Origin of the sequence: Stutzerimonas stutzeri KOS6 (genome assembly GCF_000307775.2) — a bacterium.
Lineage (GTDB): Bacteria > Pseudomonadota > Gammaproteobacteria > Pseudomonadales > Pseudomonadaceae > Stutzerimonas > Stutzerimonas stutzeri_B.
In genome coordinates this window covers 986,512-998,253 of the sequence record NZ_KK020675.1, presented here as the reverse complement: position 1 = coordinate 998,253, position 11,742 = coordinate 986,512, and the positions used below count along the sequence as shown (strand labels likewise).

General features: G+C 63.2%; 8 protein-coding genes. 5 read left to right on the top strand and 3 right to left on the bottom strand.

Going from position 1 to position 11,742, the window contains the following annotated elements:
• Nucleotides 1–198: 198 nt before the first annotated feature.
• The 3 genes from B597_RS28570 to B597_RS28560 are packed head-to-tail and all read left to right on the top strand — an operon-like array spanning nucleotide 199 to nucleotide 3,767.
• Nucleotides 199–855, top strand: a complete 657-nt coding sequence (locus tag B597_RS28570; RefSeq protein ID WP_003294956.1) for a paraquat-inducible protein A — start codon at nucleotides 199–201, stop codon at nucleotides 853–855.
• Complete coding sequence (locus tag B597_RS28565) at nucleotides 842–1,465, top strand: paraquat-inducible protein A (protein ID WP_003294955.1); 624 nt, start codon at nucleotides 842–844, stop codon at nucleotides 1,463–1,465. Before B597_RS28570 ends, B597_RS28565 begins: the two co-directional genes overlap by 14 nt.
• A complete protein-coding gene (locus B597_RS28560) occupies nucleotides 1,458–3,767 on the top strand; it encodes a PqiB family protein (protein ID WP_003294953.1) in 2,310 nt (769 codons plus the stop codon). The genes B597_RS28565 and B597_RS28560 overlap by 8 nt, the downstream gene beginning before the upstream one ends.
• 78 nt (nucleotides 3,768–3,845) lie before the next feature.
• Here the strand turns inward: B597_RS28560 and mksF are convergent, their stop codons facing one another.
• The 3 genes from mksF to mksB form a co-directional block, all read right to left on the bottom strand.
• Nucleotides 3,846–6,680: an Mks condensin complex protein MksF gene (mksF, locus tag B597_RS28555; RefSeq protein ID WP_024161734.1), complete on the bottom strand. Its 2,835-nt coding sequence runs from the start codon at nucleotides 6,678–6,680 to the stop codon at nucleotides 3,846–3,848.
• Nucleotides 6,677–7,369: an Mks condensin complex protein MksE gene (gene mksE, locus B597_RS28550; RefSeq protein ID WP_003294952.1), complete on the bottom strand. Its 693-nt coding sequence runs from the start codon at nucleotides 7,367–7,369 to the stop codon at nucleotides 6,677–6,679. Before mksE ends, mksF begins: the two co-directional genes overlap by 4 nt.
• A gap of 210 nt (nucleotides 7,370–7,579) precedes the next feature.
• Entirely contained in the window at nucleotides 7,580–8,866 is a 1,287-nt protein-coding gene (gene mksB / locus B597_RS28545; protein ID WP_003294950.1) for an Mks condensin complex protein MksB, read from the bottom strand.
• Nucleotides 8,867–9,130: 264 nt separating this feature from the next.
• Between mksB and B597_RS28540 the strand changes: the two genes are divergently transcribed.
• Together B597_RS28540 and B597_RS28535 are read left to right on the top strand one after the other, a co-directional pair.
• Nucleotides 9,131–10,228, top strand: coding sequence for a carboxynorspermidine decarboxylase (locus tag B597_RS28540; RefSeq protein WP_003294949.1), 1,098 nt, complete (start codon nucleotides 9,131–9,133; stop codon nucleotides 10,226–10,228).
• Between the two features lie 135 nt (nucleotides 10,229–10,363).
• Nucleotides 10,364–11,602: a saccharopine dehydrogenase family protein gene (locus tag B597_RS28535; protein ID WP_003294947.1), complete on the top strand. Its 1,239-nt coding sequence runs from the start codon at nucleotides 10,364–10,366 to the stop codon at nucleotides 11,600–11,602.
• The last annotated feature ends 140 nt before the right edge of the window (nucleotides 11,603–11,742 follow it).

Below are 11,742 nucleotides of genomic sequence, written 5' to 3'. Positions count from 1 at the left end.
GCTGATGCATCCCGGCGGCTGGTGAGTGCGAAGTGGCTCGGCAGCACTTATGGATGGGGTGACCCGGCGTCTGCTTGAGTGTCGTATATCAGTGTTATGTGCCGTGCTGGCCGGTTGGCTGCGGTAACGTCCTTATGGCCACGGCTGACTGTGGTGTGTATCGCTCATCTAGAATGGGTATTTGCTCGGATATTTGCTATGTCGAAATCGGCTGCTACGCCAGAGCTTGACGAGATGCCGCTCGAGCAACTGGTCGCTTGCCCCGAATGTGATTTGCTGATGCTCAAGCCGACGCTCAACCTTGGCGAGGTGGCGGAGTGTCCGCGTTGTGGCTGTGAGTTGTTTCGTTTACGGCATCACATCGTCGGTCCCGGATTGGCATTGGTAATCGCCGCGTTGCTGTTGTATTTCCCGGCCAACTTTCTACCTATCATGCGATTGAACCTGCTTGGCCGAGTGACCGATGACACGGTCTGGAGTGGCGTGTTGAGCCTCTATGGCAGCGGTATGCAAGGGATCGCTGTGGTGGTGTTTCTCTGCAGTATGGCTGTACCGCTCCTTAAACTGCTGTGTCAGCTCGCCGTGTTGCTCTGCATCGCAGCAGACCGCGCGAAGCCATTGGGCGTACTGCTTTACCGGACCTATCACCATTTGCGTGAGTGGGGAATGCTTGAAGTCTATCTGCTGGGCATCTTGGTCTCGATCATCAAGCTGAGGGACATGGCGGAGCTGAGCCTAGGGATCGGCCTGGCATGTTTTGCCGGGCTGCTGGTCGTCCAGGTGTGGCTTGAGTTGGTCATGTCGCCACATCAGGTGTGGGAAGCCCTATCGGAGCGTAACGATGCGCGCCGCTGATGCCGGACTCATGGTTTGTCACGAATGTCATCAACTGAACCGCACAGGTGTGGATGATGGCCATCAGCGCTGCAGCCGCTGCGGCGCTCGTGTGCATATGCGCAGACCGAATAGCATTGCGCGCACCTGGGCCTTGCTCATCACAGCGGCGTTGCTCTACCTGCCTGCGAACCTGTTGCCAATCATGACGGTGCGCATGCTCGGAAGCGGGACGCCGGATACGATCATGTCGGGTGTGGTGACGTTGGCCAAGCACGGCATGCTGCCGATTGCAGCGGTGGTGTTCATCGCCAGTATTCTGGTTCCGACCTTCAAGCTGGTAGGGATCGCGATGCTGCTGTTTTCGGTGCAGAGGCACCATCCGATGTCGCCGCGCCAGCGATTGCTGGTCTTCCGCTTCATCGAGTGGATCGGCCGCTGGTCCATGCTGGATATCTTCGTCATCGCCATTCTGGTCGCGATCGTCAATTTCGGCAGCCTCGCCAGCGTCGAGGCAGGCTTTGGCGCTGTTGCCTTTGCCGGCGTGGTGATACTGACCATGCTCGCTGCCATCACATTCGACCCACGTCTGATCTGGGATAACACGGAGTCCGGGAACAAGCATGAGTGATCTGCCAAAAGCCAATACCCGCCCGGCCTCGAGCTGGTCGGCCATCTGGATACTGCCGCTGATCGCGCTACTGATCGGCGCCTGGCTCGCCTGGCAGGCCTACAACGAGCGGGGCATCCATATCGAGGTGGTGTTCGATAGCGCCGAAGGGATCGAGATAGGCAAGACCTCGGTGCTCTACAAGGGTATGACCATCGGCGTCGTGCGCGACTTGCGTCTGGAAGATGACGAGCGCCGACAGGTCGTGGTTGCGGACATCGAAATGAACAAGGACGTCGACGGCTACCTGCGCAGCGGTACCCGCTTCTGGCTGGTCAAGCCGAGTGTGACGTTGGCTGGAATCACGGGCCTGGAAACGCTGGTTTCCGGCAACTATATCGGCATGAGTCCTGCCGATGGCGAGACCTCCCGGCGCTTCGTCGCGCTGGCGGAGGAGCCGCCAATGTCTGACAGCCGCATCGGCCTGCACCTGACGCTCAAGGCCGAGCGCCTCGGCTCGCTGAATCGTGGAAGCCCGGTGTTCTACCGGCAGATTCAGGTGGGACAGGTAAAGAACTACGTGTTGGCCGAGGACGACAGCACGGTCGAGGTGCAGTTGTACATCCAGCCGGAATATGCGCACCTGGTGCGCAAGCACACCCGATTCTGGAACGCTAGCGGCGTTACGGTGGACGCGGGTCTGACCGGCGTGAAGTTTCGTACCGAGTCCTTGGCCAGCATCGTCGCCGGGGGCATCGCCTTTGCCACGCCGGCGCACCGCAAGGACAGCCCGGCGACAGATCCGAGCATTCCGTTCCGGCTCTATGAGGACTTCGACGCCGCTCAGGCTGGCATCAAGACGCTGGTCTCCCTGCAGGATTTCGACGGGCTGCAGGCCGGCCGCACGGCGGTGATGTACAAGGGCATGCAGGTCGGTCTATTGAAGAAGCTCGATATCGATTCGGACCTCAGTGGTGCACAGGCCGAGCTCTCCATCGATCCACTATTCGAAGACTACCTGGTCGAGGACACGCAATTCTGGGTGGTCAAGCCATCCATATCGGTTGCCGGTATTTCCGGGCTCGAAGCACTGGTGCGCGGCAACTACATTGCGGTCCGTCCCGGGGAGAAGGGTGCGGAAGCCCGGCGCAACTTCGCCGCCCGAGCCAAGGCACCGCCGCTGGATATACGCGCCCCCGGTCTTCATCTGGTCCTCACGGCCGACACGCTTGGCTCGCTGGATGTCGGCAGTCCGGTGTTGTACCGCCAGGTACGGGTTGGCTCCGTGCAGAGCTACCAGTTTTCCCGGGACCAGCAGCGGGTAGTGGTCGGCGTGCACATCGAGCAGCCCTACGCCGACCTGGTGAACAGCTCGAGCCGATTCTGGAACGCCAGTGGCATATCGCTCAGTGGTGGGCTGTCGGGTATCGAGGTGCGCAGCGAATCGCTGCAGAGTCTGCTGGCTGGCGGGATCGCCTTCGAGACGCCGGACCCGCGAGCGGCAGGCATGCGAAAGGTGCCGCGCTTCGTCCTGCACAAGGACAGGGACAGTGCGATCCGAACAGGCACGCCGGTCGAAATCCGCCTTGCACGGGGCGACGGTTTGAATGTCGGTACACCGATTCGCTACAAGGGGCTGGTCGTGGGCGAGGTCGACAGCGTTGCCCTCAGTGACGACCTGCAAAGCGTCGTGCTGGGCGCGCGAATCACTACGGCGGAATCCCGGATCGCCCGTGCCGGCACGCAGTTCTGGGTGGTGCGGCCGGAGCTCGGCATTATGCGTACGGCAAACCTGGATACGCTGGTGACCGGTCCCTATCTGGAGGTTGCACCAGGCAAGCCAGGCTCGGCTGCGCAGAGCCGTTTCGTCGGCCAGGAACGTGAGCCGCAGAAGGCCGGCGAGGGGCTGAGCCTGGTTCTCAGCGCCGCACGGCTGGGCTCGATCAAGCCGGGCAATGCCGTGACCTACCGCGAGGTCAAGGTCGGTGAGGTGACCGGTTACGAGCTGGGGCAGAACGCCGACCGCGTATTGATCCGCGTATTGATCGAGCCACGCTACGCGCCGCTGGTGCATACCGGCAGCCGCTTCTGGGAGACCAGCGGGTTCGGTGTGGATTTCAGCCTGCTCAAGGGGGCAAGCCTGCGTACCGACTCGCTTGAATCGCTGATCGAGGGTGGCGTTGCATTCGCCACCCCGGAGGGCGAGCAGATGGGCAGCCGGGCGCTGCCGGGACAGACCTTCGCGCTGTTCAAGGAGCCGCAGGACGAGTGGTTCGGCTGGGCACCGAAGATCGAACTGGGGCGAGCCGCCGGCGACAGATGACGGGCGTTGCTGGAGGGCTCAAGCCCCCTGCGCGCGCATGAAAAGGGCCCCTCGGGGCCCTTTTTTCGTTGCGGGAGATCAGGCCGGTTCTTCGGTCCGTTGGGTTGAAGCAATCTGCTCGCTAGCGACCGGTTCGCGGCGGCTGATGTATTTCCAGTCCGCCTCGTCGATGTAGATGCCGGCCGGCCCGCTGCCGCCCTCAAGGTCGATGGCGACATGGGCCGAGACCTGAGGCTTCACCGATGCAAGGATCGGCACGAAGCCCAGCTGCAGGCTGGTTTCGATCAGCGCCTGCTGGTTGCGCTCGTCGATGTCTGCCGCCTCGTCGAGGTAGTAGGGCAGGCGGATGCGCCCGGCCTGCTCGCGGTCCATCAGGTGCAGCAGCAGGTACATGTTGGTCAGCGCCTTGATGGTCATGGTGGTGCCGTTGCTTGCTGCGCCATCGATGTCGGTGTGAATCACCGGCTGACCGCCGACCTTGGTGATCTCGAAGGCGAGCTCGAACAGCTCCTTCAGGCCCAGCTGGTTGTTATTCGCTGCCACCAGCCGCGCCAGGTACTCCTTGGCTTCCTCGTTCTTCGCATCCTGCTCGACCGACTGGGAAAGATCGAACACCGACAGCGTCTCGCCTTCCTCGTACTGCCCGGCGCTGTGGATGATCTGGTCGATGTGCCTGAGCGCATCCTTGTTCGGCGCCAGCACGATGCGGAAGCTCGCCAGGTTGGACACCTGGCGCTTGTTGATCTCGCGATTGAACAGCGCCAGCTGGTGTTCCAGGCTCTCGTAGTCGCTGCGGATATTGCGCAGCGTCCGCGCGATGTCAGTGACGGCGGCACGGCGCGCCTTGGCCAGGGTCAGCGCTTCGTCCTGGCGATGGGTGTAGGCATTGACCAAGAGCTGCAGGCGGCGCTCGGGATCTTCCTCGCTGTCGAACTTGGCCACGCCCTTCAGGCGCACCTGGGCATACAGCGCCTCGATCTGGCCGTCGACGCGCTGCAGCACCTGCCAGCTGTCCTGGTAGTCGTTGAGCAGCGGCAGCAGGTTGTCCAGCGAGTCGTCCACCGGGTCCATGAACGGCGTGCCGAACGGCAGATCCGCCGGCAGCAGCTGGCGACGCCGGAGGGCGTCTTCCAGGGTGCGCTCCTTGGCTTCCAGATCGGCCAGCTGACGGCCGACTAGTTGCAGCTTGGCCGACAGGTGCTGCACACGCTCGGTGAAGGCATCACTGGTACGCTTGAGCTCTTCCTGAGCGGCCTCGGCCTGGGCGAGCTGTTCCAGCCTGGCCGGTTCCTCGGCGGCCAGGGTCTGGCTGCGGCGGAAGTCTTCCAGCGCCTTCTGGGCGTCGAGCACGGCCTGGTACAGCGCTTCGGCCTGGGCCTTGCTCGCGCTGCGGTCGACGGCCACGGCGTGCTGGGTCTTGAGCTGCTTGAGCTCGCGCTCCAGGCGATCCTTCTGGTCGCGCAGGGCGACACGGTCGGCCAGGGCCTGCAGGGCGGGCGGCTCGACATGCGACAGGTCGATGGACAGACCCGGCACCGAGAAGGTATCGCCCTTGAAGCGATCCAGTACCGCTTCCACGGCCTTGACCCAGTCGTCACCCCCGGCGGTGATGCCCTTTTCCCCCAGCGGAAGGCTGAACAGTTGGCCGTTGAACAGGCGCATCAGGCGGTCGACGTCGGCCTGGGAGAACTCCTCGCGCAGGCGTGCATAGCTGTTGTTGTCCGCGTGATCGAGTTGCTGCTTCACCGACTTGAGGCGTTTTTCCAGGTCGCGCAGGCGTTCGTCCAGGTCCTCGCTGGAGAACTGGCGGGACTGCGCCAGCGCACCGGCCAGCTCGTCGTGGGCGTCCTTGGCGGCGAGCAGCTGTTGCTCCAGCACATGGGCGTCCTCGATCAGGGCGAAACGGTTCTTCAGCACGACCAGCTCGCCGAGCCAGCGCTGGGTTTCGCTGATCTCGCGTTCCAGACGCATCAGCTCGGATGTGCTGCCACGCTGCTCGTTCTGCAGGCCATCCTGCTCGCGGCGGTAATGCTCGGCCTGGATGACCAGCTCTTCCTTGCGCGCGTCGGCGTAGTCGTGCCAACTGCCCAGCAGGTTGTCGAGCAGTGGCGACAGGCGGTGCAGCTTGCCGCGCAGAGTCTCGCGCTGAGTGACACCTGAGGCCAGTGCCTCGATCAGCGGGCCTGCGGTGACCAGTGCCTGGTAGTCCTGCTCCATGCGGCGTACGTCGCGGAAGGCTTCCTCGGTGGCGGCGATGTAGTCGACGCTGCCCGAGCGCAGGCTGTGCTCGAAGGCATCGAGGAACAGCTGCTTCAATTTGGCCGCCGTAATCTCCCTCATATGCAGGAGGTTGATGAACAGCGCGCGGAAAGTCTTCAGGCTCTGCTCGCTGGTCGAGCGCAGCGGGATCAGCGTCATGTCCAGCGGGATCGACGTATGCCCGCCGACCAGCAGCCGGCGCAGCTCGTCCGGCTTGGCCTCGTAGGCCTTGATGCCGGCGCGTTCGAGGTTGGCGAACAGCTCGCGCTGGCGCAGGCAGGTGCCGTTCTGCTGGTAATGGTCCAGATCCAGCGAACCCGCGTAGACGAAGAATTGATGACCGAAGCCGCCACCCGGACCGCGGCCGGCGACGCCGATCACGTGCGGGCCGTGGGGCAGCATGACTTCGACGAGGATGTAGCTGGTGTCCGAGGCGAAGTAGAACTTGCGCGACTGCTCGAGGCTGTACTTGCCGAAGCTCATGTCCGACATGCGCGCCAGGATCGGAAACTGCAGCGCGTTGATCGACGCGGACTTGCCGAGGTTGTTGGCGCCGTAGACCGACAGCGGATTTTCCAGCGGGAAGATGCCGAGGCTATAGCCGGCGGTGTTCAGCAGGGCGAAGCGGCGGATGCCGTAGCGTTCCTGGCTCATGCTTCAAGCTCCTTTTCTTCGGCGATGGCGAGGGCCAAGGCGTCTTCTTCCGATTCGTCGGCCGCTTCCTCGATAAGGATGATGTCGTCGTCTTCGCTCTCGTCCTCGGCGATCAGCGCCGGGGCTGGCAGCGGCAGGTCGCTGCTGTGCAGGCTGGCGGCCAGATCGCGGTCCTGCTGCACCGACAGGCAGACGTCGAGGAAACGGTGCATCGGCGGCAGGAAGCGGTAGACGCCGTTGCTGTCCTCGGCGAAGCCCAGCTGTGTCAGGCGGCGGATGACCTTCTCTTCCAGTTCCTCCTGGGTGGTCACCTCGGCCTGCAGGAACAGGTCGCGGTACTTGTCCAGCAGTGCCGGCAGCTCGTCGCGGCCGAGGCTGCCGCCATCGAGCACGGCCAGCGGGTCGCGGCCCTGGTCGGCCAGGTGTTCGACGAGGATGAAGGTGAACAGGGCCAGGCGCTGCGCCGTCTTGTTCACCTGCGCGCCCATCTGTTCGGGCACGAAGTAGTAGAAGCCGCGTGGGTCGCAGACCAGCTCGAAGCCGAGCGCCTTGAACAGCGCACGGTACTGGTCCTGCATGTTCGACAGCTGGGCGTAGGGCTCCGGCTCGCTGCGCGACAGGTGATAGCCCTTGAACAGCTCGCGGAAGATCGGCGCCAGCTGGGTCATTTCCTTGAGGTCGATGTTCATTCAGGTTGCTCGAAGATCGTTGGGCGGAGAGAGGCGAAGCCTCGTCCGACAGGGAGTCCGGTGCGGCCGGTGGTGGACAAGCTGCGCGTTGTCCACCCTACGCAGGGCCTGGCTGCGAGGCTGGAGGTGGCCGTAGGGTGGAAAACGGCAACGCCTTTTCCAGCGGAACGTTCGGTGGACAAGCTGCGCATTGTCCACCCTACGCAAGACTCAAGCATTTGCATTGGCCATCAGGGCAAACGAGCTGAGGCTGATGCGATGCTCGCGGGTCAGGTACTCGCGGCGTTCCAGGCGGTCGCGCTGGAAGCGGGCGTCGCGCGACAGGCGTGAGAACCAGTAGAGCAGTTCGTCGGTGGCGCCTTCGGGTTCCTGTTCCAGTAGCCAGGCCATCAGGTCCGGCAGCGGCAGGGCCTGCTGGCAACGCTCGATCATTTCGCGGGCGGTACGCGGCGCCTGCGGTTGATCGCCCTTGCGCTTGCTGCCGGCCCTGGGGAACTGTGCCGGTTTCGGCTCGAAGCGGGCGAGGGCGTAAACATAGGCCTCGACCTGGCTTGCCGTGCCGAGGAACGTGCTCTGTGGGCGGGTGAACAGCGGCAGCGAAGCCTGCGGCACGGCATCCAGCCCTTTCTTGCGAATGGCCGACAGAGCCAGCGCTGCGCCGCGGGTCACGGCGTTGTGCCGGCGCGCTTCCTCGCGCAACGGCAACAACAGCTCGCGCGCCTTGCGCAGGGCCAGCTGGGCGGTGGTCTGCATCTCCAGGATGCGCGCATGGGTGCGCAGCAACAGGTCGTCGTCGACTAGTTGCCCCAGGCGCTGCTGTTCGCCGAGCAGCTTCATCAGCACCTGCTCGACGCGGTGTACGCCCTGCTCGAAGGCGCCGTCGGCGGACACCAGCTGGATCATCGGTTCGACATATTCATCCCAGGTCGCCAGCACCTCGGCATAGCGCTGACGCAGCGGGATCTGCCTGTCGCTGGTCTTGGCCCGGTCGGCCACGGCGACCAGTGCCTGCTCGTCGTTGTCGAGCTTCTTCAGTACGTCGCGCACGCGCATGTCGAGCAGGCGCAGCTGGCGGGCCAGATCGTCGCCGTCGCGGATCTCGAAGGCATCGAGGATATGCCCGGCCAGGCGCTCCAGGTGGCGCAGGTAGGCCTCGATTTCCAGGCACAGGCCGAGGCGGTGTTCGCGGCGCAGGTAGGCGAGGAAGTCGTGGATCTGCGCGTTCAGCTCGAATCGGTTCGGGCTCTTGGCCACCGGCACCAGGATGTCCAGGCGGATCCACTGGTCGAGCAGCGCGGTGATATCCGTGGGCGTGCCTTCGGGCAGCTGTGCGGCGAGCTGGTGACGCAGCTCCACCAGGCTCAGGGTGCCGGTGTCGAAGCGCTCGCACAGCGGCTCGAGCAAGGTCCAGTGTTCGGCAAGGGCGCGCAGCACGCGCTTGGGTTCGATCATCGAGGCGCCAGTCCAGCCAGTGAAAAAGCCCGAATTGTACTGCATTGGGGCCCACGTGATGGCCGGGCGGACAATCGGACGCGCCGTTGGGAGGCCCGTCCGGGGCGCGTCACCCGAACGTCATCGCCGGTGGGTTAACCTGCCGGCATTCGCCTACGCAGCCGTATCGGTGAGTACCCGAACGTCACTAAACATGACGAAGTGTCGAAATGCTATTCCGATCTGCGCCGGTAATCGGCACAATTCGCCGTTTTTGCACACGGGGAGCTACCGGCTCCTGCCGGGCGACCTTCCTGGGGGCACCAACACATGATCAAGACGCCGTATTACCTCATCGATAAGCAGAAGCTGCTGGTCAACCTGGAGAAGATCGCCTATGTGCGCGAGAACTCCGGCGCCAAGGCGCTGCTGGCGCTGAAATGCTTCGCCACCTGGTCGGTATTCGACCTGATGCAGCAGTACATGGACGGCACCACGTCCAGCTCGCTGTACGAACTCAAGCTGGGGCGGCAGAAGTTTGCCGGCGAGACCCACGCCTACAGCGTGGCCTGGGCCGACGACGAGATCGAAGAGATGGTCGCCAACTGCGACAAGATCATCTTCAACTCCATCGGCCAGCTGGAGCGCTTCGAGGCCCGCACCGAGGGCACCATCCGTGGCCTGCGCGTCAACCCGCAGGTCAGCAGCTCGGACTATCTGCTGGCCGATCCGGCGCGCCCGTTCAGCCGCCTGGGTGAGCACGACCCGGCGAAGATCGAGGCGGTCATCGGCAAGATCAGCGGCTTCATGTTCCACAACAACTGCGAGAACAGCAGCTTCGAGCTGTTCGACCAGATGCTGAGCACCATCGAGGAGCGCTTCGGCCACCTGCTGGAAAAGGTCGAGTGGGTCAGCCTTGGCGGCGGCATCCACTTCACCGGCGAAGGCTATCCGCTCGATGCATTCTGCGCACGGCTGAAGGCCTTCTCGGAAAAATTCGGCGTGCAGGTCTACCTGGAGCCGGGCGAAGCGGCGATCACCCTGAGCGCCTCGCTGGAAGTGACCGTGCTCGACACCCTGTACAACGGCAAGAATCTCGCGGTGGTCGACAGCTCCATCGAAGCACACATGCTCGACCTGCTGATCTACCGCCTCAACGCCAAGATGGCGCCCAACGACGGCGAGCATACCTACATGGTGTGCGGCAAATCCTGCCTGGCCGGCGACATCTTCGGTGAGTACCAATTCGATCGTCCGCTGGCCATCGGCGATCGGCTGTCGCTCATCGACGCGGCAGGCTACACCATGGTCAAGAAAAACTGGTTCAACGGCCTGAAAATGCCGTCCATCGTGGTCAAGCAGCTCGACGGCAGCGTCGAGCTGGTTCGCGAATTCAATTTTGACGACTACCTGTCCAGCCTCAGCTGACAGGTTCAAGTCACGTAGGGTGGACGACGCTTCATCCGTCCACCATTTGCCAAGTGATGGTGGATGAGAAGAGCGCCATCCACCCTACGACTCATCAAATGCTTTCAACAACGCAGTTCCCTGGAGGTGAAACAATTGAAGAAAAACGTTCTTATCATTGGTGCAGGAGGTGTCGCCAAGGTGGTGGCCCATAAGTGCGCGCAGCACAACGACGAACTGGGTCGTATTGCTATCGCGTCGCGCAACATCTCCAAATGCCAGGCCATCATCGACAGCGTGCAAGCCAAGGGCGGGCTCAAGCAGCCCGGCGAAATAAAGGCCTATGCGCTGGACGCCCTGGACGTGGAAGCGACCAAGGCACTGATTCGTGAAACCGAATCGCAGATCGTCATCAACGTCGGCTCTGCCTTCCTTAACATGTCCGTGCTGCGCGCCTGCATCGATACCGGCGCCGCGTACCTCGATACCGCGATCCACGAAGAGCCGGGCAAGATCTGCGAAACGCCGCCGTGGTATGGCAACTACGAGTGGAAGCACCTGGCCGAGTGCCAGGAAAAGGGCGTCACCGCCATCCTCGGTATCGGCTTCGATCCGGGCGTGGTCAACGCCTACGCCGCACTGGCGCAGCAGGAATACTTCGACAAGATCGAGTCGATCGACATTCTCGACGTCAACGCCGGCTCGCACGGCAAGTATTTCGCCACCAATTTCGACCCGGAAATCAATTTCCGCGAATTCACCGGTCAGGTCTATAGCTGGCAGAACAGCCAGTGGACGACCAACCGCATGTTCGAGGTCAAGCGCACCGACGACCTGCCGGTCGTGGGCGAACAGAGCCTCTACCTGACCGGCCACGACGAGGTGCATTCGCTGTCCAAACACCTCGACGTGCCGAACATCCGCTTCTGGATGAGCTTCGGCGAGCACTACATCAACGTCTTCACCGTGCTGAACAGCCTTGGTCTGCTTTCCGAGCAGCCGGTGCGTACTGCCGAAGGCCTGGAAGTGGTGCCGCTCAAGGTGGTCAAGGCCGTGTTGCCCGATCCCGCCTCGCTGGCGCCGGGCTATACCGGCAAGACCTGCATCGGCGATGTGGTCAAGGGCACCAAGGACGGACAGCCACGCGAGCTGTTCATCTACAACGTGGCCGACCATGAAGAGGCCTATGCCGAGACCGACAGCCAGGGCATCTCCTATACCGCCGGCGTGCCGCCGGTTGCCGCCGCGCTGCTGGTAGCGCGTGGCGAGTGGGATGCGCAGCGCATGGTCAATGTCGAGCAACTGCCGGCCAAGCCGTTCCTCAAGCAGCTCGACAGCATGGGCCTTCCGACGCGCATCAAGGACGAGCACGGCGACCGCCCCTGGGATCAATAACCCAGCCACGAGCCGCACGTAGCACGAAAGGCCCCTCTGCTTCGGCAGCGGGGCCTTTTGCTTTGTCGGCGGCGCTGCTTGCGGTGGATGTAAAAAGCGACATCCACCCTACGGGTCAAAGCGGGCGCTTTGGTAGGGGG

What these genes read in the sequence shown, in the direction of transcription:
- B597_RS28570 (WP_003294956.1), top strand. Translation starts at nt 199, where the DNA reads ATGTCGAAATCGGCTGCTACGCCAGAGCTTGACGAGATGCCGCTCGAG.
- B597_RS28565 (WP_003294955.1), top strand. Translation starts at nt 842, where the DNA reads ATGCGCGCCGCTGATGCCGGACTCATGGTTTGTCACGAATGTCATCAA.
- B597_RS28560 (WP_003294953.1), top strand. Translation starts at nt 1,458, where the DNA reads ATGAGTGATCTGCCAAAAGCCAATACCCGCCCGGCCTCGAGCTGGTCG.
- mksF (WP_024161734.1), bottom strand. Translation starts at nt 6,680, where the DNA reads ATGAGCCAGGAACGCTACGGCATCCGCCGCTTCGCCCTGCTGAACACC.
- mksE (WP_003294952.1), bottom strand. Translation starts at nt 7,369, where the DNA reads ATGAACATCGACCTCAAGGAAATGACCCAGCTGGCGCCGATCTTCCGC.
- mksB (WP_003294950.1), bottom strand. Translation starts at nt 8,866, where the DNA reads ATGCAGTACAATTCGGGCTTTTTCACTGGCTGGACTGGCGCCTCGATG.
- B597_RS28540 (WP_003294949.1), top strand. Translation starts at nt 9,131, where the DNA reads ATGATCAAGACGCCGTATTACCTCATCGATAAGCAGAAGCTGCTGGTC.